20 protein-coding genes and 1 pseudogene are annotated in these 22,969 nt (G+C 71.2%); 11 read left to right on the forward strand and 10 right to left on the reverse strand.

Annotation, left to right across the window (positions count from 1 at the left end; all coding sequences use genetic code 11):
- Together ABZW18_RS29960 and ABZW18_RS29965 are read left to right on the forward strand one after the other, a co-directional pair.
- Positions 1 to 774: glycosyltransferase (locus ABZW18_RS29960; RefSeq protein WP_356193489.1), on the forward strand; the 774-nt coding region annotated here is incomplete at its 5' end.
- Positions 775 to 815: 41 nt separating this feature from the next.
- Positions 816 to 2,156: pseudogene (locus ABZW18_RS29965) on the forward strand (kelch repeat-containing protein); the annotation flags it as partial.
- On the opposite strand, the gene ABZW18_RS29970 reads toward ABZW18_RS29965, so the two are convergent.
- On the reverse strand, positions 2,144 to 2,785 hold the full coding sequence (locus tag ABZW18_RS29970; protein ID WP_356193492.1) for a glycoside hydrolase family 6 protein: 642 nt from the start codon (positions 2,783 to 2,785) through the stop codon (positions 2,144 to 2,146). The pseudogene ABZW18_RS29965 and the gene ABZW18_RS29970 overlap by 13 nt on opposite strands.
- A 252-nt stretch (positions 2,786 to 3,037) precedes the next feature.
- Between ABZW18_RS29970 and ABZW18_RS29975 the strand changes: the two genes are divergently transcribed.
- Positions 3,038 to 5,410: a phosphoketolase family protein gene (locus tag ABZW18_RS29975; protein WP_356193494.1), complete on the forward strand. Its 2,373-nt coding sequence runs from the start codon at positions 3,038 to 3,040 to the stop codon at positions 5,408 to 5,410.
- A 112-nt stretch (positions 5,411 to 5,522) separates the two neighbouring features.
- Here ABZW18_RS29975 and ABZW18_RS29980 read toward each other — a convergent pair whose 3' ends face one another.
- From ABZW18_RS29980 to ABZW18_RS30010, 7 genes are all read right to left on the reverse strand, one after another.
- Positions 5,523 to 7,352 carry an AMP-dependent synthetase/ligase gene (locus ABZW18_RS29980; RefSeq protein WP_356193496.1) on the reverse strand — a complete coding sequence of 610 codons (1,830 nt, stop codon included), beginning with the start codon at positions 7,350 to 7,352 and terminating at the stop codon, positions 5,523 to 5,525.
- A gap of 121 nt (positions 7,353 to 7,473) precedes the next feature.
- The gene (locus ABZW18_RS29985; RefSeq protein WP_356193499.1) at positions 7,474 to 8,211 is read right to left on the reverse strand and encodes a cytochrome b/b6 domain-containing protein; all 738 of its coding nucleotides are present in this window, start codon (positions 8,209 to 8,211) and stop codon (positions 7,474 to 7,476) included.
- Positions 8,195 to 8,860 (reverse strand): molybdopterin-dependent oxidoreductase, encoded by a 666-nt coding sequence (locus tag ABZW18_RS29990; RefSeq protein ID WP_356193537.1) that lies wholly within the window; start codon positions 8,858 to 8,860, stop codon positions 8,195 to 8,197. The genes ABZW18_RS29985 and ABZW18_RS29990 overlap by 17 nt, the downstream gene beginning before the upstream one ends.
- 231 nt (positions 8,861 to 9,091) lie before the next feature.
- Entirely contained in the window at positions 9,092 to 11,032 is a 1,941-nt protein-coding gene (locus ABZW18_RS29995; protein WP_356193501.1) for a primary-amine oxidase, read from the reverse strand.
- A 139-nt stretch (positions 11,033 to 11,171) separates the two neighbouring features.
- Positions 11,172 to 12,707: an APC family permease gene (locus ABZW18_RS30000; RefSeq protein ID WP_356193504.1), complete on the reverse strand. Its 1,536-nt coding sequence runs from the start codon at positions 12,705 to 12,707 to the stop codon at positions 11,172 to 11,174.
- A 57-nt stretch (positions 12,708 to 12,764) separates the two neighbouring features.
- A complete protein-coding gene (locus ABZW18_RS30005; RefSeq protein WP_356193507.1) occupies positions 12,765 to 13,712 on the reverse strand; it encodes a hypothetical protein in 948 nt (315 codons plus the stop codon).
- 367 nt (positions 13,713 to 14,079) lie between these two features.
- Complete coding sequence (locus ABZW18_RS30010; protein WP_356193509.1) at positions 14,080 to 15,735, reverse strand: FAD-binding dehydrogenase; 1,656 nt, start codon at positions 15,733 to 15,735, stop codon at positions 14,080 to 14,082.
- A 153-nt stretch (positions 15,736 to 15,888) separates the two neighbouring features.
- Between ABZW18_RS30010 and ABZW18_RS30015 the strand changes: the two genes are divergently transcribed.
- The 3 genes from ABZW18_RS30015 to ABZW18_RS30025 all read left to right on the forward strand — a co-directional run bounded on the left by ABZW18_RS30015 (position 15,889) and on the right by ABZW18_RS30025 (position 17,381).
- Complete coding sequence (locus ABZW18_RS30015; protein ID WP_356193512.1) at positions 15,889 to 16,416, forward strand: NUDIX domain-containing protein; 528 nt, start codon at positions 15,889 to 15,891, stop codon at positions 16,414 to 16,416.
- Positions 16,417 to 16,653: 237 nt separating this feature from the next.
- Positions 16,654 to 17,079 carry a DUF202 domain-containing protein gene (locus ABZW18_RS30020; RefSeq protein ID WP_356193515.1) on the forward strand — a complete coding sequence of 142 codons (426 nt, stop codon included), beginning with the start codon at positions 16,654 to 16,656 and terminating at the stop codon, positions 17,077 to 17,079.
- Positions 17,079 to 17,381, forward strand: a complete 303-nt coding sequence (locus ABZW18_RS30025) for a DUF202 domain-containing protein (RefSeq protein ID WP_356193518.1) — start codon at positions 17,079 to 17,081, stop codon at positions 17,379 to 17,381. The genes ABZW18_RS30020 and ABZW18_RS30025 overlap by 1 nt, the downstream gene beginning before the upstream one ends.
- A gap of 97 nt (positions 17,382 to 17,478) precedes the next feature.
- Here the strand turns inward: ABZW18_RS30025 and ABZW18_RS30030 are convergent, their stop codons facing one another.
- Positions 17,479 to 17,625, reverse strand: coding sequence for a hypothetical protein (locus tag ABZW18_RS30030; RefSeq protein ID WP_356193520.1), 147 nt, complete (start codon positions 17,623 to 17,625; stop codon positions 17,479 to 17,481).
- Between the two features lie 111 nt (positions 17,626 to 17,736).
- Here ABZW18_RS30030 and ABZW18_RS30035 point away from each other — a divergent pair, with 111 nt between their 5' ends.
- The 3 genes from ABZW18_RS30035 (at position 17,737) to ABZW18_RS30045 (ending at position 19,925) form a co-directional block, all read left to right on the forward strand.
- On the forward strand, positions 17,737 to 18,177 hold the full coding sequence (locus tag ABZW18_RS30035) for a MarR family transcriptional regulator (protein WP_356193523.1): 441 nt from the start codon (positions 17,737 to 17,739) through the stop codon (positions 18,175 to 18,177).
- 177 nt (positions 18,178 to 18,354) lie between these two features.
- Positions 18,355 to 18,888 (forward strand): gluconokinase, encoded by a 534-nt coding sequence (locus ABZW18_RS30040; RefSeq protein ID WP_356193526.1) that lies wholly within the window; start codon positions 18,355 to 18,357, stop codon positions 18,886 to 18,888.
- A gap of 98 nt (positions 18,889 to 18,986) precedes the next feature.
- Positions 18,987 to 19,925: an MBL fold metallo-hydrolase gene (locus ABZW18_RS30045; RefSeq protein WP_356193529.1), complete on the forward strand. Its 939-nt coding sequence runs from the start codon at positions 18,987 to 18,989 to the stop codon at positions 19,923 to 19,925.
- 25 nt (positions 19,926 to 19,950) lie between these two features.
- Here ABZW18_RS30045 and ABZW18_RS30050 read toward each other — a convergent pair whose 3' ends face one another.
- Positions 19,951 to 20,442, reverse strand: coding sequence for an enolase C-terminal domain-like protein (locus tag ABZW18_RS30050; RefSeq protein ID WP_356193540.1), 492 nt, complete (start codon positions 20,440 to 20,442; stop codon positions 19,951 to 19,953).
- A gap of 174 nt (positions 20,443 to 20,616) precedes the next feature.
- Between ABZW18_RS30050 and ABZW18_RS30055 the strand changes: the two genes are divergently transcribed.
- Both ABZW18_RS30055 and ABZW18_RS30060 read left to right on the forward strand, forming a co-directional pair.
- Entirely contained in the window at positions 20,617 to 21,669 is a 1,053-nt protein-coding gene (locus ABZW18_RS30055; protein ID WP_356193531.1) for a phosphotransferase family protein, read from the forward strand.
- Positions 21,670 to 21,674: 5 nt separating this feature from the next.
- On the forward strand, positions 21,675 to 22,889 hold the full coding sequence (locus ABZW18_RS30060; protein WP_356193535.1) for an acyl-CoA dehydrogenase family protein: 1,215 nt from the start codon (positions 21,675 to 21,677) through the stop codon (positions 22,887 to 22,889).
- Positions 22,890 to 22,969 lie beyond the last annotated feature (80 nt).

Here is a 22,969-nt window from a genome sequence, read left to right on the forward strand (position 1 = left end):
TGGCGCTCGGTCTACACCCCCGACGTCCTCGCCGTCGGCGAAGGCCCCACCGCCTGGACCGACTTCTTCACCCAGCAACTCCGCTGGTCGCGCGGCACCTACGAGACCATCCTCAAACAGTTCTGGAAGGCACCCTTCACGCTGCCGTTCGGAAAGCTGCTCAACTACACACTGATGGTCGTCTATTACCCGATGACCGCTCTCAACTGGCTCCTTGCCGCACTCAGCTGCACCCTCTTCCTCGTGCTGGGCGCCTCCGGGGTCCAGATCTCCTCGCAGGTGTGGCTGATGCTCTACAGCGACGCCGCGGCCCTGCAGATCGGCCTCTACGTCTGGAACCGGCGGCACAACGTCTCCCCGCACGAGCCCGAGGGCTCCGGCGGCCTCGCCGGGATGATGATGTCCGCGCTGTCCGCCCCCATCTACGCCCGCTCGCTGTTCGACGCGATGCTGCGCCGCAAAAGCTCCTTCGTGGTGACCCCGAAGGGCAATTCCGCCAGCCCCGACCGGCTGGCCACCTTCCGTATCCATCTGGTGTGGGCCGCCGTCTTCGGTGGCGCTCTGGTGTTCTCCCTCTTCCTGGGCCACAGCCACGCGGCCATGCGCACCTGGGCGGCCCTCGCCCTCGCCCTGTGCCTCGCACCGTGTGCCATCTGGTCCGCCGGTCTGCTCCGCCAGCGGCGCTCGAAGGCCATGACGCCCGCCGTGCCGGCCGCCCGTGCCGAGGTGTCCCTCGCCTCCACCGCAGAGAAGGAATCGCTGTGCGCCTTGTGATCAGCCGCCGAGTCCGTACCACCGCCGTCAGCACCACCGCGATGATCCTGCTGGCCGGACTGAACGCCCCGGCGGCCATCAGCTACGCCGAGCGGACCTACCACGCGTACAAGATCGAACAGCACGGGTACAAGGCCCGGTTCGGCCACTGGGCCCTGCTGGACGTGCCCGAGGAGTACCGGATCAGCGCCATCCACGCGGCCCTGCTGCACACCGGCAAAGTGCTGCTGATCGCCGGCTCGGGCAACGACGAGCAGGGTTTCGAGGCGGGCACGTTCAAGACGCTGCTGTGGGACCCGGCCGGGAACACCTTCAAGCTCATCCCCACGCCGGAGGACCTGTTCTGCGCGGGGCACGCCCAACTCCCCGGCGGGCGGCTCCTGGTGGCCGGCGGCACGGCGCGTTACGAGGTCATGGAGGACAAGGTCGAACGGGCCGCGGGCCCGATGATGGTGAAGAACGAGGACCCGGACGCCCCGCGCAGCTTCCCGCGGGGGACGGAGTTCCTGGCTCCGGACGGGAGGGCGTACCGCGCCACACGGGCGTTCGAGGTCCGGGCGGCGAAGAAGCGCGAGAAGGGCCGCGGCAAGGCCACCGTGACGGCGAGCGAGGTCCGGATCTTCGTCGAGGCGGTGGAGAAGGGCCGCGGCCAGGTCCGCAGCCGGCCCGCCCAGTACCGGATCGCCGGGCTGTCGGGGCGTGCCGCGCACAATGTGTACGGCCTGGCGCAGGCCATGACCATGGACAAGCAGGACTACCACGGTCTCGACGCGGCGTACGAGTTCGATCCGCGCAGCGAGCGCTATGTGCCGGTCGATCCGATGGCCGAGAGCCGCTGGTACCCCACCCTGGTCACGCTTGAGGACGGGCGGGTGCTGGCCGTGTCCGGTCTCGACGACGTGGGCCAGATCATCAACGGCAAGAACGAGATCTTCGACCCGAGGACCAGGAAGTGGTCGAAGGGGCCGACGCGCTACTTCCCCACCTATCCCGCGCTGTTCCTCACCAAGGGCGGGAAGCTGTTCTACAGCGGCTCCAACGCCGGATACGGGCCGGCCGACAAGGGCCGCAGGCCCGGCGTATGGGATGTTCGCCGCAACACCTTCGAGCCGGTCGCCGGTCTCAAGGACGCCGACCAGACCGAGACCTCGGCCTCCGTGCTGCTGCCTCCGGCCCAGGACCAGAAGGTGATGGTGCTGGGCGGCGGGGGTGTCGGCGAGTCGGACCGGTCGACGCCGCGGACGGCCGTGGTGGATCTCGGGAAGCGGCCCCGGTTCACCGACGGCCCCGATCTGCCGCAGGGCACCCGCTATCTGTCGAGCGTGGTCCTGCCCGATGACACCGTCTTCACCTCGGGCGGCTCCACCGGCTACCGCGGGAAGGCGGAAAGAGTGGTGACGGCGTCCTTCAGCAGCGCGAATCGCTCCGCGCGCAGTTCTTCGGGCACGCACCCGTCGACCGCCTGGGCGACCGCGTCGGGTTCCATGACGACGATCGCCTTTCGCTTTCCGATTCCGCCGGCCATTTCCCTGATCCACTGCCGGTATTGGGCGGCGTCATTCGCTCCCCCAGCTGAGTGGTTTCCGCAGTCGCGGTACGGAATGTGATAGGCGACCAGTACCGGAGTACGGTCCGCGCGCGCGGCGGATTCCATGATGCTCCGTACGCGATCCCCCGGGCTGTCACCGATCCATTCCGCCATCGGCTGGTCCGCGATCCGCCGCAGCGATTCCGCGTCCGCCGTTCTTCCCTGGAGCCGCCATTGCCGCACCTGACGGGCGGCCGGGGTCTCCGGATTCACCCAGAGTTCGGGATCGGTGCGCACCGGTGACACCGTGGCGTCCGTTTCCCGCGCCTCCGGCGAATGCCTGGCGTGCCCCGCCGCCCGCCCGGCTTCGTGCGCTTCCTCGGCCATCGCCAGACAGCCGCTGAGCAGGAGGCCCAATACGGCGGAGACAGCAACCAGGACCGATCGTCGCGACGTGGGGATCCCGATGCCCTGCTCGTCCATGTGAGCCTTTCTCCTGCCCTCCGGTGGGGCTGACACGTTCTGCGCAGACTCTCGCCCCTGCCCTCGAAGAGCAGAACTCCCCGCGCCGGGCCCGACGGCCCGTGCACATGATTGGCGGAGTCCCGGATGATCTCATCGGGTGAGCCCGCGCCGGATCCGTGCGGTCCGGACAGGGCCGAGTCCACGGCTCCCCGCATGACTTCACGGACCCGTGGAACGCTTAACCCCGACCGCGGTTGGCGAGGAGGCCCGATGACGACCGATCGGCCGGTTCCGACCGACGAGGAGCTGGCAGCGCTGGATGCCCACTGGCGCGCCGCGAACTATCTCTCCGCCGGCCAGATCTATCTGATGGGCAACCCGCTGCTGCGCGAGCCGCTCGTGCCCGAGCACATCAAGCCCAGGCTGCTCGGCCACTGGGGCACCTCCCCCGGGCTGAATCTGGTGCACACCCATCTCAACCGGGTGATCAAGGCCCGCGACCTGGACGCGATCTGTATCTGGGGGCCGGGGCACGGCGGCCCCTCCGTCCTCGCCAACTCCTGGCTCGAGGGCAGCTACTCGCAGATCTATCCGGATGTGAGCCGGGACGCCCAGGGCATGGCGCGGCTGTTCCGGCAGTTCTCCTTCCCCGGCGGCGTGCCCAGCCACGTCGCCCCCGAAGTGCCCGGATCCATCCACGAGGGCGGCGAGCTGGGCTATTCGCTCGCCCACGCCTACGGCGCCGCGCTGGACAACCCCGGCCTCGTGGTGACCTGCGTGATCGGCGACGGCGAGGCCGAGACCGGACCGCTGGCCGGGTCCTGGCACGCGAACAAGTTCCTCGACCCCGTGCACGACGGCGCGGTCCTGCCGGTCCTGCATCTCAACGGCTACAAGATCGCCAACCCGACCGTCCTGGCCCGGCTCCCGCAGCAGGAGCTCAGCGCGCTGCTGCGCGGCTACGGCCACGAACCGCTCCATGTCACCGGGGACGACCCCGCCGAGGTCCACCGGGAGATGGCGCAGGCCATGGACCGGGCGCTGGACCGGATCGCCGTCCACCAGCGCGCGGCCCGGGAGGAGGGCGTCACGGAGCGGCCGCGGTGGCCGGTGATCGTACTCCGTACGCCCAAGGGCTGGACCGGGCCCGTGGAGGTCGACGGGCAGCCCGTCGAGGGCACGTGGCGCTCGCACCAGGTGCCCCTGTCCGGGGTGCGCGACAACCCCGCGCATCTGGAGCAGCTGGAACAGTGGCTGCGCTCGTACCGGCCCGAGGAGCTCTTCGACGACCACGGGCGACCCCGCCCCCAGGTCCTGGCTTGCGTACCGGAGGGCGACCGCAGGCTCGGCGTCAATCCGCACGCCAACGGCGGGCTGCTGCTGCGCGATCTGCCCACCCCGCCGCTGGAGGACTTCGCCGTACCGGTGGGCCGGCCGGGCACCTCCCTGCACGAGCCGACCAAGGTCCTGGGCGGTCTGCTCGCCCGGATCATGGCCGACACCGCCGAGCGCCGCGACTTCCGGGTCGTCGGCCCGGACGAGACATCATCGAACAGGCTGGATGCGCTTTTCGAGGTCACCGGCAAGGCCTGGCAGGCCGCGACGGTGGAGGGGGACGAGCACCTGGCGCGCGACGGCCGGGTCATGGAGATCCTCTCGGAACACCTCTGCCAAGGCTGGCTGGAGGGCTATCTCCTCACCGGGCGGCACGGCCTGTTCGCCAGCTACGAGGCCTTCGTCCATATCGTCGACTCGATGGTCAACCAGCACGTCAAATGGCTCAAGGTCGCCCGGCAGCTACCCTGGCGCCGGCCCATCGCCTCGCTCAACTACCTCCTCACCTCACACGTCTGGCGGCAGGACCACAACGGCTTCTCGCACCAGGACCCCGGCTTCGTCGACCATGTGCTCAACAAGAGCCCGGAGGTCGTACGGGTCTATCTCCCCCCGGACACCAACACCCTGCTGTCCGTGGCCGACCATGTGCTGCACACCCGGGACTACGTGAATGTCGTCGTGGCGGGCAAGCAGCCCTGCTTCGACTGGCTGAGCCTCGACGAGGCGCGCGCCCACTGCGCCCGGGGCGCCGGCACCTGGGAGTGGGCGGGCAGCGAACACACCGGCCGGGAGCCCGATGTCGTGCTCGCCGCCGCCGGGGACGTACCCACCCAGGAAGTGCTGGCGGCCGCCGACCTGCTGCGCCGTCATCTGCCCGACCTGGGCGTCCGGGTGGTCAATGTCGTCGACATGACGACCCTGATGCCGCGGGAGGACCATCCGCACGGGATGCCGGACGCGGAGTACGACGCGCTGTTCACCCGCGACCGGCCGGTCATCTTCGCCTACCACGGCTACCCCTGGCTGATCCACCGCCTCACCTACCGCCGGACCGGCCATTCCCAACTGCATGTACGCGGCTACACGGAGGCGGGCACCACCACCACGCCGTTCGACATGGTCGTCCGCAACGACCTGGACCGCTACCGGCTCGTCATGGACGTCATCGACCGCGTGCCGGGCCTGGGCGTACGCGCCGTGGCCGTGCGTCAGGCCATGGCCGATGCCCGCACCCGGCACCACAGCTGGATCCGCGAGCACGGCACCGACCTGCCGGAGGTCGCCGGCTGGAGCTGGTCGGGCTGAGCACGGGGGCCACAAGCGGGCGCCACGAGCAGGGTCATCAGCGGGCCGCATCGACGACCGCACAGGCGAGCGTCGAAGGCGAACGCACAAGGGGGCGTGACAAGGCGCGGGCTCAGGGGGTGTACATCTTCGCGATCTCCCCCGCGTACGTCTTGACTATGGCTCCGCGCCGCAGCTTCAGCGACGGTGTCATCAGGCCGTCGGCCGTGCTGAACTCGGCCGGGAGGATCCGGAAGGCGCGGATCGACTCCGCCCGTGACACCGCGGTGTTCGCCGCCGCGACCGCGCGCTGGATCTCCTCGCGCAGATCCCGGTCGGCCACCAGCGTGTGAATGTCGCACCCCTGCTTGTGGTTCAGCCGCTGCCAGTGGCCCAGCGCTTCCGCGTCCAGGGTGACCAGGGCCGTGATGAACGGCCGGTTGTCACCCACCATCAGGCACTGCGAGATCAGCGGGTTCGCCCGGAGCCGCTGCTCCAGCAGCGCGGGAGCCACGCTCTTGCCGCCACTGGTGATGATGATGTCGTTCTTGCGCCCGGTGATGGTCAGGTAGCCGTCGTCGTCCAGGTACCCGACGTCTCCGGTGGCGAGCCAGCCGTCGCGCAGCACGGCCTCGCTCCCGGCCCGGTCGTCCAGATAGCCGGCGAAGACCGTGTCGCCCCGCACACACACCTCGCCGTCCCAGGCGATCCGGATGGTGCAGCCCGGCAGCGGACGGCCGACCGTACCGAACTTGACGCGTCCCACGGGCTGTGCCGTCACGCCTCCGGCGGACTCGGTGAGCCCGTAGCCGTCGTAGATGGTCATGCCGGCGCCGGCGAACAGCAGTCCGAGCCGGCGGTCGAGCGGCGATCCCGCCGACATGGCGTACCGGGCCTTGCCACCCAGCACCGCCCGCATCCGTTCGTACACCGGCCGCTCGTACAGCGCGTGCTGGACCCGCAGGGACGGGCGCGGCCCGGGGCCGGTGCCCAGGGCCCGGCGCTCCGTCGCCTCGGCGAAGCGCACCGCCACCTCCACCGCCTTGTCGAAGCCCTCCAGCCGGCCGATCTCCTCGGCGAGGCGGCGCGCGCGGTGGAAGATCTTCTCGAAGATGTACGGCACGGCGTAGATGAAGGTCGGCCGGAAGGTCTCCAAGGCGGGCAGCAGCGCCTCGCTGACCATGTCCGGCTGGTGTCCCAGCCGGATGCCGCCGCGCACACAGGCCACCTGCACCATCAGGCCGTAGATGTGCGAGAGCGGCAGGAAGGCGAGAATCGAGGGCTGCTCCCCCGGATCGGCCAGGAGCGAGCCCCAGCCCGTGAGCAGCGTGTCGCACTCGACGGCGAGGTTGCTGTGGGTGATGACACAGCCCTTGGGCCGCCCGGTGGTGCCCGAGGTGTACGTGATGGTGGCGGCCGAGCCCGGTCTCACCGACCGGCGGCGGTGGTGGAGAAGCGCGCCCGCGATGCCCTTGCCCCGCTCGGCCAGCTCCGCCACACACCCCGCGTCCACCTGCCATATGCGGCGCAGTGGCAGCCCGTCGTCGCACACGGCGCCGACCGTCATGGCGTGGTCCTCCAGCTCCACCACGACGGCGACCGCCTGCGAGTCGTACAGGATCCAGTGCACCTGCTCGGAGGAGGAGGTGGGGTAGATGGGCACCAGTTGGGCGCCCACCGACCACACCGCGAAGCTGAACAGGGTCCACTCGTAGCGGGTACGGGACATCAGCGCGACCCGGTCGCCGTAGCGGATGCCCTCGGCGAGCAGGCCCTTCGCGAGGGCCGTCACCTCGTCGCGGAAGGCGACGGCCGTGACCGGGACCCAGTCCAGGGAATCCGTGCCCTCCCGCCGGGAGAACTGCGTGAGATGCGGGTCGCGCTCGGCGGTCTCGTACACGGAGTCGGCCAGTCCTCCCGATCTCAGGGGTTCCACGAGGGGAGGAAGGCTCAATTCGCGCACCACGACTCCTTGCCCGGGCCCATGGCCGTGCTCATCCGTGCCGCACCGAGAAGTGGCGGGGAGGGCAAGATACCGGGCGGATGAGCGGTTGCCCAGACATAGGACACAACTCGTCCGCGTCTCAGCCCCGTTCACGCTCCTCCGGATGGGAGGAGGCGGAGGATGGGGCCGGGTCGGGCGGTGCGGCCGGAGCAGGCGGTGCGGCCGGGGCGGGCGGTTCCGGCTGCCACAGGGGGTGCTCCTGACGTGCCCAGGCGGGGTCGACCGTACCGGTGCGCAGCCCTCGCCGGGACTCCGGGTCGGTGAGGGCCATCCGGATGTGCCCGGCGATCACCACCCCGATCGCGAGCGCGAGCCAGTCGTGGACGAAGGTCGCGCCCGTGCGCCACACCAGCGGGGCGAGGCCGGTGAACCACATCAGCAGCCCGGTGCCGAGCATCACCAGCACGGCGCCGGCGATCCAGGACGCGTAGAGCTTCTGCCCCGCGTTGAACTTCCCGGCCGGGCGGGCCGATCGGCGCGGGTCGCGGCGGAGAACGGCACGCAGCCAGCGGCGGTCGTGCGGGCCGAAGCGGTTCAGCAGGCCCAGGTCGGCGCGGAAGGCGCGGGAGCCGAGGCCGAGCAGTACGGGGACGGGAAGCAGCAGTCCCGACCACTCGTGAACGGTGACCATCAGGGCGCGCCGACCCACGAGTTCGGCGAGAAAGGGCAGATAGAGGCAGCCCGCGGTGAGCGCACAGATGCCCATCAGGGCGGCGGTGGCCCGGTGGGTCCAGCGTTCGGCGGGGGTGAAGCGGCGGACGCGGAGTTCACCACCGGTCCCGGCGGCGGCGCCGCGCGCGTCAGGTCGTCGGAGCATCGTCGCGTCCGTTCGACCGGCCGACCCAGGCGTCCACGTCGTACCCCCGCTTCTCCCAGTAGCCGGGCTCCACCTCGCGGGTCACGGTGATACCGGAGAGCCACTTGGCCGACTTGTAGAAGTACATGGGCGCCGCGTACAGCCGCACCGGTCCGCCGTGGGTATGGCCGAGCGGCTTGTCCTGCATGCGCAGGGCGGCCAGGACGTCGGCCCGGCGGGCCTGCCGGAGGGTGAGGCTCTCGCTGTACGCGCCGTCGAAGCAGGTGAAGCGGACGGCGGTGGCCTCGGGACGGACGCCCGCGGCGTCGAGCAGCCGGGACAGCCGGACGCCTTCGAAGGGGGTTTTCGGCACGCGCCATCCGGTGACGCACTGGACGTCGCGCACCAGCCGTTCCTGCGGCAGGGCGCGCAGTTCGGCGAGCCCGTACTCGGCGGGCCGGTCGACGAGACCGCCGACGGTCAGCCGGTAGTCCTTCTCGCCGCGGTGCGGCACCGAGGACGCCACGGAGTAGTAGCGGAAGCCGCCACTGCCGGGGAGCAGCCCGGTCAGGCCCGTGGGGTCCTTGTCCGCGGCCGCGCCCAGGACGGAGTCGAGCCCGCTCTGCACGTACGGGCCGGCCGCGACGCCGGCCGCGCCGAGCCCGAGCATGGCGAGGACGAGGCGTCGGCCTACGGGTGCGCCGCGGCCGTCCTCCGCCGCCCCGGCGGTGGTGTCATCGGTGGTCACCCGTCGATTCGAACACCGAACTGCGGCCGGGGCCAGGGGATCCGGACAACCGTCAGACTTCTGTCATCTCCTCCTCCGGCGGATCCACCGGGGCCGGCCGCCCCGGCGGACGCTTCCGGCCGGAAGGGCGTACGTGGTGCAGCACCGGAGGGCTTACGTGGCGCAGTGGCCGCCTGCCCGCTCCTTCGGCAGGTCCAGCGCCGGGTTGCGGTCGAAGAATCCGGTGGGCTTCAGGGTGAATCCGCAGACGTCCACCGGCATGACCGGCCAGTCCTCCAGGCGGGGCAGGTGCGTCGGGCCGAAGGTGTGCCACACGGTCAGCTCGGTGTCCTCCAGCGACTCGCCTCCGGCGGTCCACTCGGGGACGCCCGTGCCGCCGTGATGCTGGTTGGGGTAGTCGCCGGCCGGATAGCGGCGGTCCGGCAGATGGCGGGTCACCCACAGGTGCCTGGTGCCGAACGCCACGCGCCGGGAGACCGCCGAGCCGGGCTGGGCGAGCAGCACGGGGTTCGTATCGGGGACGAGGGTGTAGGCGACGGGCCCGCCCATCCGGTTGCGGGAGCCGGGGTTGGTGATCCGCCAGTGGCGGCCCGCCGACGGGTCGGCGAGACGGCCGCCGTCCGCGCTGTCGCTGATCGGGGTGGCGCGGGCGGTGAAGGCGTTGCCGGCCGGGTTCCCGGGTCCGGTGGGGACGGGAACGACGTCGACCTCCTCCACCGTATTGGCGTGGCCGTCCACGGCGACGTCGAGCCGGGCGCAGAAGAGATGCTGGTGGTACGGGGCGAGCAGACCGGGCGCGACCTCGGTGCCGTGCGGCGAGCCGTCGCCGGGCCGTACGGCGGATGTCTGCACGATGCCGGTGGACTTGACCTCGAAGCGGATCGTGCCGTCCTGGTGGAGGTACCAGAAGAAGCCGTAGTCATAGTTGCCGACGGTGGCGATGAAGGAGATGACCAAGCGGCGCGAGCGGCGGCTCTCGGCGGCCATGTCGTTGAAGATGTCGGTGTGCTTCCACAGCAGGCCGGCGTCCTCCTCGTGGATGCAGATCGCGTTCGGGAGAGTCTCGGGGTTGCCCAGGTCGTCGGCGAGGACGGCGTCGAGGTAGCGGATCTCGCCCAGGCAGTCGCAGCCCAGCTTCAGCGCGTTGGCGTTGCGGCCGAGCGAGTACTCCCCCGCGTCGAGGAAGGCCACCCAGTTACGGGCTTCCTCGGCCTCGCCGTACGCGACGGCCATCTCCCCCAGGGACGCGCGGTGCAGGACGGGCCGGGCGCGGTCGCCGTCGCGCTGGGTGAGCTGGTGCAGGACCAGCCCCTCGCGGGCGTTGAAGTCGATGCGGAAGGTCCAGTTCTGCCAGGTCAGCCGGTGGCCGGTGAGGGTGAAGGAGGGCCCCTCCGTCTGGGTGATCTCCAGCGGGCGCAGATCGGTACGGGCCGGGCCGTTGAACTCGGCCTCGTAACGGCCGCATTCCTGGGGCACCGGGACCGCGCCGGTGTCGATGAGGCGCACTACGCGCCGCTCGACGACATCGACGTCGGCGACCAGGCCGCCCACCGGGTGCGCCCAGGCATTGTCGGCCTCGCTGCAGCGCAGCCAGGTCAGCGAACGCATCATGCGGCGGCCCGGCTTGTCGTCGACCTGGAGCGCGCCCGCCCCGAGGGGCGCGGCTACGGCAAGCCGGGTGTCGGTGACGCCCCGCTCGGCCATCGCCTTGCGCCAGCCGGGGTCGGCCTTCACGACCTCTTCGACGATGGCGTACTCCTCGAAGGTGACCTGGGGCCGGCCGTCCTTCCCGGGCTCGAGGTCCCGGTAGGAGACGACGGCACCCGCGGTGACGTCGACGAGCGCCTCGGCACTGCCGCCGGTCGCGGAGTCCAGCAGCGTGACACGGATCCGGCGCACGACCGGGTCGCCCTCGTGGTGGGCGGAGGCGGTGTGCCGGTCGGGCTCGTCCAGCAGGACGAGGGGGAAGCGGGTCGACTCGGTCACCTTGCCCGCCTCGTGGAGGATGCGGCGGGCGGTCCCGATCTCGTCGGCGGACAGCGGGTCGAGCGGATGCGGTGCCGCGACCGCGGGCTCTGAGTGGCAGCAGGTCATGGGGACGGCTCTTCTCACTACGGGATACGGGCCGGACACGGGACAAGCTGTGCGGGACAGCGGTGGGGGACGGTGTTGCGGGGCAACTGTGCGGGACGGTGTTGCGGGGCGCGGTGCGGGACGGCGACGCGGAGCGGGCCTACTCGGCGGCGCGCGCCGCCGCGCCGGACGCGGCCTTCTCCAGCTGGAACGCCTCATTGCCCAGGCCGATGCGCGCGTGGACCTCGGGCTTGGCGGAGCGCAGAACGAACCCGTAGCCGACGCCGACGACCACTGCGGCGCCGATGATGCCGGGCAGGATCCAGCTCAGTGAGGAGCCGGGGCCGGCGCCCAGCAGCACATCGAAGTCCTTGACCGCGTAGACGAGGATCACGGCCAGGAGGGTCCCGGCGATGCCGGACGAAACGATTCGCCACACCTGGGCGCGGGCCGCGCCGCGGCGGACGAAGAAGACGATGACGGCGACCGAGGTGGTCGCCAGAAGGAGGATGACGCCGAGTGCGCCGACGTTGCCCATCCAGGTGAACAACTGCAGCACCGGCGCGGTCGGGTCCCCGACCGGCTTGTCGTCGCTGATCGCGAACGCCACGACGGCGAGCAGCGACACCACGCTCTGCAGCAGCGAGCCGTGCACGGGCGCGCCGCTGGACCGGTTGGTGCGGCCGAAGGCGGAGGGCAGCAGGCCCTCGCGGCCCATGGCGAAGGCGTACCGGGCGACGACGTTGTGGAAGCTGAGCAGGCAGGCGAACATGCCCGTGACGAAGAAGATGTGCAGCACGTCGGTGAAACCCGCGCCGAGCCGCGACTCGCTGAGGAAGAACAGCAGCCCGGGCCCCTGCTTCTGCGCGGTTCCCACGATGTCGGAGGGGCCCGCGGCGACGCTGAGCGCCCACGAGCCGAGCGCGAAGAACACCGCCGCGAAGCCGACCACGGAATAGGTCGTACGGGCGACAACGACCTGCGGGCGGCTGGTCTCCTCGGCGTAGACGGGAGGCTGCTCGAATCCGACGAAGCTGGCGATGCAGAAGCACAGCGCAGTACCGAGCCCTGCGCCCGTCAGGGTCTCGGGGTTGAAGGAGTGCAGCGACAGGCCTTCCGCGGCGGGGTCGGCGACCGCGGCGACGTCGAAGACGGCGACCATGACGCACTCGATGAGCAGCAGCACGCCGAGGACCTTGGCGTTGAGGTCGATCTTCAGCCAGCCCAGTACGCCGATGACCGCCACACCCAGGAGGGCAGGTACCCACCAGATGACGGTGACATCGAAGTACTTGGTCAGCAGCCCGGAGATCTCGAAGCCGAAGATCCCGAAGACGCCGAACTGCATGGCGCTGTAAGCGACCAGCGCCACGACGGACGCGCCGGCGCCGACCGTGCCGCCCAGGCCGCGGGCGATATAGGCGTAGAAGGCACCGGCGTTGTGCACATGCCGGCTCATCTCCGCGTAGCCGACGCTGAACAGCGCCAGCACCACTCCGAGGATCACGAACAGCAGCGGCTGCCCGACGATGCCCATCACCGCGAAGGTGGTGGGCATGACGCCGGCCACCACCATCAGCGGTGCGCTGGCGGCCAGTACGGACAACAGGAGGCCTGCCATCCCGATCCGGTCAGCGCGCAGTGCTCGGTCCTGGCCTTTGAAGGTGCTGATCTCGGTGCTCTGGCCCGTCAGCATGGGGGGAGATCCTTCCCGTGGGGGTGGGCGGGCTGGGGCTGTTGTGCTGCGGTGGCGCTACCGGGAGCCGAGCGCCGCTCTGCGCGCGGCGCGGAAGGCTCGCTTCGGGTCGCGGTCGGGGTAGGACCACGGGGCGATGCTGGCATGCGGTCCGATCCGGTTGAACAGGGCGGCGGCCTCGGCCGACCGCCCTTCGTGCACCTTGGCGTGGGCGAGAAAGTTGAGGTCGATCTTGTTGCGCGGATGCTCCCCGCCCTCCCACTCCAGCCACCAGTCGAAGGCGGCCTTCATGGCCTGGCGGGCCCGGCGGGTGGTCCAGTGGTCCGAACGTGCCGGGTCACGGGGCTCGATACCGGCCCGGGCCAGGATCCGGTAGCGCTCGGTGTGGGCGATGACGGGCAGTACGGCGAGCGGCGAGTCGGCGGGTGCCTGGCCGGCGGCCCAGGCGGCGAAGTCGTACACCTCGTGGAACGGGTCGTCGCTGTCGCCCTGCTGACGCTCCGCCAGGCAGGCGGTCATCAGGTGGTGGGCGTGGTGGTGATCGCGGTGCCGGCCGCGCACCTGGTCGAAGACCTGGAGCCGTTCGTCGTCGGTCCCGGTGCGGCGGGCGAGGATCAGCAGGCCGAGCCAGGGCGTGGGATCGGCGGGCGCCATCCTGGCCGCCGTACGGCAGGCCGCGCGCGCCGCCGTGGGGCTCGCCTTGCCGCGCAGTGCCCGGAAGACGGTGGCACAGGCGAGCAGCGCGGCGGCATCCGCGCTGTCCGGCTCGGCGAGCTTCCACTCCTCGGCCCAGGCGGCACTCGTGGGTCCCTCGCCGAGGACGACGAGCCGGTGCCCGCGGCGGTCCCAGTCGTCGCCGGTCCCGGCGAGCAGAGTCCTGGCCTCGGTCCAGCGGCCCTGGGCGAGGGAGTCACGGGCACTGGCGAGCGCCGAGTCGTCGAGCGCGGGATCGAAGCGCAGACCGTCCCTGTGCCGGGAACGGCCCAGCGGCGGAGGGGGAGTCATCCGCGAGCTTCCTCCACGGCGCACGCCACTTTCTGCCCGCGCGGGGCGTCCTGATGCAGAGTCGACGGTTCTCCTCGGTGGAGTGGTCGGGTCCCACCGATGGCCAATGATCACGCACAGCAAACCGGTAGTCACTGGTCCGCGTCAAGGCCGGAAAAGGAACCTCGCCCTCCTCAACTCGCCGCCATGTCGGGACATGTAAGACACCGGATCGGCCGCCTCGCGCGGGGGCGAGGACTTCGGGCGTAGAGGATCCCGACATCGGGATCCGGCGTAGAGGTCCTCGATTCGGGATCCGGAGCCAGGGATCCGGAGTCAGGGATCCGGAGTCAGGGATCCGGAGGTCAGGGATCCGGAGGTCAGGGATTCAGCCGACCGCCTTCGCGGCGGCCCGGCCCGCCGTACGGCCCGAGAAGAGGCAGCCGCCGAGGAAGGTGCCCTCCAGCGAGCGGTAGCCGTGCACCCCGCCGCCGCCGAATCCGGCCACCTCGCCCGCGGCGTAGACACCGGGCAGCGGCTCGCCTCCGTCAGTAAGCACCCGGGAGGACAGATCGGTCTCCAGGCCGCCAAGGGTCTTACGGGTGAGGATGTTCAGCCGTACGGCGATCAGCGGGCCCGCCTTGGGGTCCAGGATGCGGTGCGGGGCGGCGGTGCGGATGAGCTTGTCACCGAGGTAGCCACGAGCGCTGCGGACCGCCATCACCTGGAGGTCCTTGGTGAAGCTGTTGGCGATCTCGCGGTCCCGGGCGACGATCTCGCGGCGCAGCCCGGCCTCGTCGATCAACGGCTCCGCGGTGAGCGCGTTCATGCCGCGGACGAGCGCGCCGAGATCCCTCTCGACGACGAAGTCCACGCCGTGTTCCATGAACGCCTTGACCGGGCCGGGGACATCGGTGCGCGCCCGGCCGATCACGTCGCGGATGCTGCGGCCGGTCAGATCCGGGTTCTGCTCGGAGCCGGAGAGGGCGAACTCCTTACCGATGATGCGCTGGTCGAGCACGAACCAGGTGTAGTCGTAGCCGGTCTTCATGATGTGGGCGAGCGTGCCGAGCGTGTCGAAGCCGGGGAACAGCGGTACGGGCAGCCGCCTGCCGCGCGCGTCGAACCACAGCGAGGAGGGCCCGGGAAGGATGCGGATGCCGTGCTTCGCCCAGATCGGGTTCCAGTTCTCGATGCCCTCGGTGTAGTGCCACATCCGGTCGCGGTTGATCAGCCGGCCGCCCGCGGCCTCGGTGACGCCGAGCATCTCCCCGTCGACGTGCGCGGGCACGCCGGAGAGCATCCGTTCCGGCGGAGTGCCGAGCCTCTCCGGCCAGTTGCGGCGTACGAGCTCGTGGTTGCCGCCGATGCCTCCGGAGGTGACGATCACGGCCTGGGCGCGCAGCTGGAAGGAGCCGACGGCCTCGCGGCTGCTGGCCGTACCGCGCTCGGCGCTGCTCTCTCGGAGGATCTCGCCGCTGACGGTGTCCACGCTGCCCGCCGTACGGGCCAGCCCGGTGACCCGGTGCCGGAACCGCAGCTCCACCAGGCCGCGGTCTGCGGCCGCGCGCACTCGCCGTTCGAAGGGCTCGACGAGGGCGGGTCCGGTGCCCCAGGTGATGTGGAAGCGGGGTACGGAGTTGCCGTGCCCGGTGGCCTCATATCCGCCGCGCTCCGCCCAGCCGACGACCGGGAAGAGCCGTACGCCCTGGGCGCGCAGCCAGGCCCGCTTCTCCCCCGCGGCGAAGTCCACGTAACTCTCGGCCCAGCGGCGCGGCCAGTGGTCCTCGGGGCGGTCGAATCCGGCCGTGCCCAGCCAGTCCTGCCAGGCGAGTTCGGGGCTGTCGCGGATGCGCATCCGGCGCTGCTCGGGCGAGTCGACGAGGAAGAGACCGCCGAAGGACCAGTGGGCCTGGCCGCCGAGCGAAGCCGACGGCTCCTGGTCGAGCAGGATGACCCGGCGTCCGGCGTCGGCCAGTTCGGCGGTGGCCGCCAGGCCCGCGATACCCGCCCCGACCACGATCACATCAGCGTCGTACGCCATGGTTTCCATTTCTGTCGGTGCGCAGCGGGGTGCCCCGGCCGGTGCGCGGCGCGTGCGCTGCCGCTGCCGTGGGTCCGATCTTCGGGACAGCGGGGCGTTGCGTCAACAGCCCGGTACGGCGCGGGAGCGCACGTCCGCTGGTTGGATGGCGCCATGGCCGAACAGGGACCGCGTTCCGCGGATGAGTTGCTGGACATCGTGGACGAGCAGGACCGGGTCGTCGGGCAGGCCCCGCGTGGAGAGGCGTACGCGAGGAAGCTGCGGCACCGGTGTGTGTTCGTATCGGCGCGGGACGCGGAGGGCCGTGTCTTCGTGCACCGCAGGACCGCGGACAAGCTGGTCTTCCCGTCGCTGTACGACATGTTCGTCGGCGGAGTGGTCGGCGCCGGGGAGTCGTACGAGGATGCGGCGCTGCGCGAGGCCGAGGAGGAGCTCGGGGTGAGCGGGCTTCCCCGGCCCGTACCGCTGTTCACATTCCTGTACGAGACGCCCGAACACACCTGGTGGTCCTCCGTCTACGAGGTCCGCTGCACACTCCCGGTCAGCCCGCAGGCGGAGGAGGTCGCCTGGCACGACTTCCTCAGCGACGAGGAGCTGGAGCGGCGGCTGCCCGAGTGGGAGTGGGTGCCGGACGGGCTGGAGGCGTATGTGCGGCTGCGGGAGTGGCGCGCCGGTACGTGAGACCTCGCGCCGGTACGGGGCCCCGGGGCGGTACGTGGGACCTCGCGCCGCCGGTACGTGGGACCCGGGGGCGGTACGTGAAGACCTCGCGCCGGTACAGGGCCCGGGGCGGGGGCCGTACCTGAGAGCCGCAGCCGTACGTGAGATCCGGGGGCGTACCTGAGAGCCGGGCCGTACGTGATCCCGGGGCGTCGTACGCGGCCGGTGGCTCGGCGGGTGGCGGGTAGGGTGCGGGCCATGACCGCGTCCGTGAGGGCCCTGCCCGGCAAGCTGCGGGCGGCCGCCGCCGTGGTCCGGCTGTGGTTCGCGCCGGCCCGCATCCGCGACGAGGGCGAGACCCCCGACTACCGTTTCTCGCTCGCGAACGAGCGCACCTTCCTGGCCTGGCTGCGGACCGCTCTGGCGCTGGTGGGCGGCGGCTTCGCGGTCGCCCAGTTCCTGCCCGACCTGCACCGGACCCTCCGGGTCACCCTCGCCGTACTGCTGTTGGCCGTCGGTGCGCTGTGCGCCGTGCGAGCGGTGGACCACTGGGTGCGCGTCGAGTTGGCGATGCGCCGCGGGGAGGATCTGCCGGTCTCCCGCTTCCCCTCCGTGCTGGCGCTGGCGATCGGTGTGATGGCGGTGGTGATGGTGGTCGCGGTCGCCGTCGGCTGGGCCGGCTGATGGAGCGGACCGCACGGGACCCGGGCCTGCATCCCGAGCGGACGCGGCTGGCGTGGCGGCGTACGACCCTGACGTTCGCGGTGGCCGCGGTGCTGGCGGCGCGGCAGGCGCTGGTCGGCGGGGTGTCGCCGCTCGCGGGCGTGGGGGTGGCGCTCGTGCTGCTCGCCTTCCTCGTGGTGGCGCACCGCCGTATCCAGGCGCTGACCGCGCCGGAGCCGCTCGCGCCGTTCGCGCGGGCGGCCCCGGCCGCGGCGGCCTGCACGGTCGCGCTGGCCGTCCTGGGCGCGACCGTTCTGATGTGACCGGCACCCGGGCGACCGGCACCGGCGTGACCGATACCCGGGCCGTTCCGCGCTGTTCGCCCGGAAACGACCCGGAGCCGGACGGGACCGGACCGGATCAGAAACTGCAGCGAGTCTGCATCATCGACACGACCATGGCGGCCGGGCTCAGCGCGAAGACGATGACGGTCTCGCCGCGATGGCCCGCGGCGGCGGGGCTGTGGTGTCCGAGGTGGCGTGGTAGGTCGGTCGGCGTCTCTCGCATTCATTTCCAGGTGAATGCTTGGGAGGTTCAAGCAACGAGGCCACCCGTAGTGGTCGAAAGTTAAGGTAAATAAAATTTGATGTCCTCAAGGATCGTGAGTACACTCCAACCATGAGCGCCACCACCCCGCACTCCCCGACCAAGCTCCAGATCATGGAGCTGCTGTCCGCCGTCGGCATTGCCCAGTGGCAGGACTTCGCCGCCGTCGCCGCCCGCCACGGCCTCACCGCGATGCAGGCCAAGGCGCTCTCCCAGCTGGGTACGCCGGTCCCGATGCGACGGCTCGCCGAGCGGCTGGTGTGCGACGCGTCGAACATCACCGGGATCGTCGACCGGCTGGAGGCGCACGGGCTCGTACGGCGCGAGGTGAGCCCTTCGGACCGCCGGGTCAAGAACGTCGTGGCGACCGAGGAGGGCACCGCGACCATGCGCCGGGTGCGCGCCGAGATGGAGTCGACCCAGGCCGCGCTCGACACCCTGGGCGAGGACGAGCAGGCAGTGCTCCACGGCCTGCTCGAACGGCTCCGCCCGGCCATGGAACACCGCACCTGACGGACCGGCCACAGGCCGTGGGGCGGCATCCCGACCCATGGGGCACTTCCGTCCCGCACGGCGACCCTGTGGACTATGTTCACGACGGACACCGGCACGCCGCACACGACGGGCACGGGGACGACCACTGACCCTGTCGCCGGCCGGCGCGACGCGACGGACAACACGGAGGCGCCCATGACCACGGCCCGCAGGGCGGCGCCCGAAGCCGCCCCCCTGATCGTGGTCATGGGCGTATCGGGTTGCGGCAAGACATCCGTCGGCGAGCTGCTCGCCGCCCGGCTCGGCGTCCCGTACGCGGATGCCGACGGCTTCCACCCGCCGGAGAGCGTCGCCAAGATGTCGGCCGGAACCCCGCTCGACGACACGGACCGCGCCCCCTGGCTGGACTCCATCGGTGCCTGGCTCGCCGCTCACGCCGCAGGCGGCGGGGTGGTCAGCTGCTCCGCTCTCAAGCGCCGTTACCGGGACCGGCTGGCCGGGTTCGCGCCGGGGGCGTTCTTCGTGCACCTCGACGGCTCCTACGAGCTGATAGCCCGGCGCATCGCGCGCCGTACGGGCCACTTCATGCCCGAGAGCCTGCTGCGTTCGCAGTTCGACGACCTGGAACCACTGGAGGCGGGCGAGAACGGGACGACGGTTCCGGTCGACGGCTCCCCCGAGGAGACCACCGACCGGGCGCTCGCCGAACTCCCCGTCCGTCCCCGCTGAGACCAACTCCCGCCGCCCGGGCCCGTCCTACCGCCCGGCGGCGGCCTCTGGCATGCTGAGGCCCGCATCGTGGAGGCTTCACCGGGGGGAGCGCAGTCATGTCCGAGGTCGGTACGGCTTCCGAGACCACGAACGCCGAACCATACGCCGTGCAACTCGCCCCCGGCGTCCATGCGTTCATCCAGCCCGACGGCGGCTGGTGCCTGAACAACGCGGGGTTCGTCAGCGACGGTTCGACCACCCTGCTCGTCGACACCGCCGCCACGGAGCGGCGCGCCCGGCTGCTGCGCGACGCGGTCCTGGCGAGCGGCGCGTCCCGCCCCGGCACGGTCGTCAACACGCACCACCACGGCGACCACAGTTACGGAAACGCGGTGTTCACCCCGGAGGCCACCGTCATCGGGCATGCCGCCTGCCGCCGGGAAGCGCTCGCCGCCGGGCACCAGTTGCACGCGCTGTGGCCGTCGGTCGACTTCGGCGACATCCGCATCGTCCCGCCCTCGGTCGTCTACACCGACCGGCTGACCTGCCATGTGGGCGGGACCGAGGTGGAGTTGATCCACCCCGGTCCCGCCCACACCACCGGCGACACCGTCGTGTGGCTGCCGCGGCAGCGGGTCGTCTTCACCGGCGACCTCGTCTTCCACGGCGGGACGCCGTTCATCCCGATGGGCTCGCTGGCCGGCTCCCTGCGCTCGCTGGAGCTGCTGCGGGCACTTGGCGCGCGGACCGTTGTCCCCGGCCACGGCCCGGTGACCGACCCCGGCGTGTACGACACCGTCGAAAGGTATCTGCGGTTCGTCGCCGAGGTGGCCGAGAAGGCCCATGCGGAGGGCCGGACCCCGCTGGCGGCCGCGCGCGCCGCGGACCTCGGGGAGTTCGCGGAGCTGCGGGAGAGCGAGCGGCTGGTGGCCAATCTGCATCGCGCGTACGCGGAGCTCGACGGGAAGCCGCCCGGCGCCCCCCTCGACCTCGTGGCCGTCTTCGGCGACATGACGGAGATGAACGGCGGGGTGCCGGTCGCCTGCCACGCTTGATCCGCCGGACGGCCCCCCGCTGCGGTCACCAGCGGGGTACGGACGGAGCGGCCCAGTCCGGGTCGGCCACCCGGATGGCCGCCGCGTCGTCACGCTCGCGCAGCGTCCCGTCGTCCTCCAGCCAGCGCTTGTGGAGCGCCGCCAGCGCGTCGCGGTCGAGTTCCACCCCCAGGCCGGGGGCGTCTGACACCGCCAGCCGGCCTTCGCGGAAGACATGGCGCCCGGTGATGACGCCCTCGGTCTGCCAGGGGTAGTGGCTGTCGCAGCCGTGGCCGAGGTTGGGCAGGGTCGCGGCGACCTGCGTCATGGCGGCGAGGCTGACGAAAAGCCCGTTCAGATCGCTGACCGAGCGGCCGAGCAGAGCCTGCGCCAGCGGCTGCGCGAGATCGAGGTATCCGCCGTCCCCGTACGTCTCCCCCACACCGGTCACGCCTCCCTGCGTGGCCACCTCCACGATAAGTCTCGGCGTGTACGGCTGATGCACGCCCCCGGTGTTGAGCAGGGGCGGATCAGCCATCAGGATCGGGGTGAGCCGGATCTCGTCGATAACCACGCCGTATTCATATGTGAACCCTATTCATGGATGCATCCGGTGCGCCAGATCCCGTCGGCAGATCACTGGACTCCATACCGACTGGTCGGCATGATGGGCACCCGACCCGTCCGTCTCCCCACCGAGGAGAGTGCCCCGATGAGCCACGACCACCCTCGCCCACAGCCTTCGGCAGGGGTGGCACCCCCAGGGCTCGACCTCGAGCGGCTGCGCGCCCATCTGGACCGTATCCGCCCCGGGCTGGTGAGGGGGCCGCTCAGCGCCGAGATGATCGAGGGCGGCCGGTCGAATCTCACCTACTCGGTCACCGACGGGACCGACCGCTGGGTCGTCCGCCGCCCGCCGCTGGGGCACGTCCTGGCGACCGCGCACGACATGCGGCGCGAGCACCGGGTGATCGAGGCGCTGCACCCCACCGCCGTGCCCGTCCCCGCGCCGGTGCTGCTCTGCGAGGACGAGTCCGTCATCGGATCACCTTTCTACATCATGGAGTTCGTCGACGGGACCCCGTACCGGACGGCGCAGCAGCTGTCCGCGCTCGGTCCGGAGCGCACCCGCGGGGTCGTCCTCAGTCTGGTCGACACGCTCGTGGAACTGCACGCCGTCGACCCCGGGACCGCCGGGCTCGCCGACTTCGGGCGGCCCGAGGGCTTCCTGGAGCGCCAGCTGCGCCGCTGGGGCAAGCAGCTCGACGCCTCCCGCAACCGCGAGCTGCCCGGCATCGACGACCTGCACGCGGCCCTGGGCAAGGCCCTCCCGAAGTCGCCCGCTCCGGCCGTCGTCCACGGCGACTACCGCCTGGACAACGTCCTGGTCGGCTCAGACGACAGCATCAAGGCGATCCTCGACTGGGAGATGTCCACCCTCGGCGATCCGCTGACCGACCTCGGGCTGCTGGTGATGTACAGCCAGCGGCTGGACGTACCCGAGTCGCCGGTGAGCACCACAGCCGGAGCGCCCGGCCACCCGGAGCCCGCCGAGCTGATCGAACGGTACGCCGACGGCTCCGGCCGTGATGTCCGGGACGTCGCCTGGTACACCGCGTTCGCCTGGTTCAAGCTCGCCGTGATCCTGGAGGGAATCCACTACCGCTACACCCTCGGCCAGACCGTAGGCGAGGGGTTCGACCGCATCGGCACCCTGGTCCCGGTTTTCATCGAGAACGGCCGCACCACCCTTCAGGAGGGCTGAGCACCATGGACTTCGCATTCGACGCCCGTACCGAGGAGCTGCGCAAGAAGCTCCTCACCTTCATGGACGAGCATGTGTACCCGGCCGAGAAGGTAGCGGAGGAACAGCGCGCCCAGCTCTCCTCGCCCTGGATCACCGTGCCGGTGCAGGAGGCCCTGAAGGCCGAGGCCCGCAAGCAGGGCATGTGGAATCTCTTTCTGCCCGACTCCGAGTACGGCGCCGGGCTGACCAATCTGCAGTACGCGCCGCTCGCCGAGATCACCGGCCGCAGCCCGCAGCTGGCCCCCACCGCCCTGAACTGCGCGGCCCCGGACACCGGCAACATGGAGGTGCTGACCCAGTTCGGCAACGAGCAGCAGCGCAAGCAGTGGCTGGAGCCGCTGCTCGCCGGTGAGATCCGGTCCGCGTTCGCGATGACCGAGCCCGAGGTCGCCTCCTCCGACGCGACCAACATCGAGACCCGGATCGATCGGGATGGCGACGCGTACGTCATCACCGGCCGCAAGTGGTACATCTCAGGCGCGATGCACCCCGACTGCAACATCCTCATCGTGATGGGCAAGACCGACCCGGAAGGCGAGGACCCGCGCCGCCAGCAGTCGATGGTGCTGGTGCCGCGCGACACCCCCGGTGTCGAGATCCGCCGCGCCATGCAGGTCTACGGCTACGAGGACCATTACCACGGCGGTCACGCCGAGGTCGTCTTCCACGGCGCCCGGGTGCCGGTCGGCAACCTGATCGGCGAGGAGGGCGGCGGCTTCGCCATCGCCCAGGCCCGCCTCGGTCCCGGCCGTATCCACCACTGCATGCGGCTGATCGGCATGGCGGAGCGGGCGATCGAGCTGATGTGCCGCCGGGCGGTGGAGCGTACGGCGTTCGGCAAGCCGCTCGCCCAGCAGGGCGTGGTCCAGGAGTGGATCGCGGACGCCCGGGTGGCGGTGGAGCAGCTGCGGCTGCTGGTCCTGAAGACCGCGTGGCTGATGGACACCGTCGGCAACCGCGGCGCGCACACCGAGATCCAGGCCATCAAGATCGCGACGCCGCGCACGGTGGTGGACATCCTGGACCAGGCCGTGCAGCTGTACGGCGCCGGCGGTGTCAGCCAGGACTTCCCGCTGGCCGAGCTGTGGGCGGCGGCTCGTACTCTGCGGATCGCGGACGGGCCGGACGAGGTGCACCAGCGGTCGCTGGCGCGACGGGAGATCAAGCAGTACCTCTGATCTCCGGACGGACTCCGGACCAACTCTCCGGACCGATGTCCAGCAGAGGGGGGGGGGCCCGGCGGGCCGGGGGGGGGGCC

The organism is Streptomyces sp. NPDC004647 (assembly GCF_040609575.1).
Classification (GTDB): domain Bacteria; phylum Actinomycetota; class Actinomycetes; order Streptomycetales; family Streptomycetaceae; genus Streptomyces.

Excerpts from the sequence above, each read along its gene's own strand:
- ABZW18_RS29975 (WP_356193494.1), top strand. The coding sequence starts at position 3,038 with ATGACGACCGATCGGCCGGTTCCGACCGACGAGGAGCTGGCAGCGCTG.
- ABZW18_RS30000 (WP_356193504.1), bottom strand. The coding sequence starts at position 12,707 with ATGCTGACGGGCCAGAGCACCGAGATCAGCACCTTCAAAGGCCAGGAC.
- ABZW18_RS30050 (WP_356193540.1), bottom strand. The coding sequence starts at position 20,442 with ATGGCTGATCCGCCCCTGCTCAACACCGGGGGCGTGCATCAGCCGTAC.
- ABZW18_RS30025 (WP_356193518.1), top strand. The coding sequence starts at position 17,079 with ATGGAGCGGACCGCACGGGACCCGGGCCTGCATCCCGAGCGGACGCGG.
- ABZW18_RS30005 (WP_356193507.1), bottom strand. The coding sequence starts at position 13,712 with ATGACTCCCCCTCCGCCGCTGGGCCGTTCCCGGCACAGGGACGGTCTG.
- ABZW18_RS29995 (WP_356193501.1), bottom strand. The coding sequence starts at position 11,032 with ATGACCTGCTGCCACTCAGAGCCCGCGGTCGCGGCACCGCATCCGCTC.
- ABZW18_RS30015 (WP_356193512.1), top strand. The coding sequence starts at position 15,889 with ATGGCCGAACAGGGACCGCGTTCCGCGGATGAGTTGCTGGACATCGTG.
- ABZW18_RS29985 (WP_356193499.1), bottom strand. The coding sequence starts at position 8,211 with ATGCTCCGACGACCTGACGCGCGCGGCGCCGCCGCCGGGACCGGTGGT.
- ABZW18_RS30045 (WP_356193529.1), top strand. The coding sequence starts at position 18,987 with ATGTCCGAGGTCGGTACGGCTTCCGAGACCACGAACGCCGAACCATAC.
- ABZW18_RS30060 (WP_356193535.1), top strand. The coding sequence starts at position 21,675 with ATGGACTTCGCATTCGACGCCCGTACCGAGGAGCTGCGCAAGAAGCTC.
- ABZW18_RS30055 (WP_356193531.1), top strand. The coding sequence starts at position 20,617 with ATGAGCCACGACCACCCTCGCCCACAGCCTTCGGCAGGGGTGGCACCC.
- ABZW18_RS29970 (WP_356193492.1), bottom strand. The coding sequence starts at position 2,785 with ATGGACGAGCAGGGCATCGGGATCCCCACGTCGCGACGATCGGTCCTG.
- ABZW18_RS30010 (WP_356193509.1), bottom strand. The coding sequence starts at position 15,735 with ATGGCGTACGACGCTGATGTGATCGTGGTCGGGGCGGGTATCGCGGGC.
- ABZW18_RS30040 (WP_356193526.1), top strand. The coding sequence starts at position 18,355 with ATGACCACGGCCCGCAGGGCGGCGCCCGAAGCCGCCCCCCTGATCGTG.
- ABZW18_RS29990 (WP_356193537.1), bottom strand. The coding sequence starts at position 8,860 with ATGCTCGGGCTCGGCGCGGCCGGCGTCGCGGCCGGCCCGTACGTGCAG.
- ABZW18_RS30035 (WP_356193523.1), top strand. The coding sequence starts at position 17,737 with ATGAGCGCCACCACCCCGCACTCCCCGACCAAGCTCCAGATCATGGAG.
- ABZW18_RS30020 (WP_356193515.1), top strand. The coding sequence starts at position 16,654 with ATGACCGCGTCCGTGAGGGCCCTGCCCGGCAAGCTGCGGGCGGCCGCC.
- ABZW18_RS30030 (WP_356193520.1), bottom strand. The coding sequence starts at position 17,625 with ATGCGAGAGACGCCGACCGACCTACCACGCCACCTCGGACACCACAGC.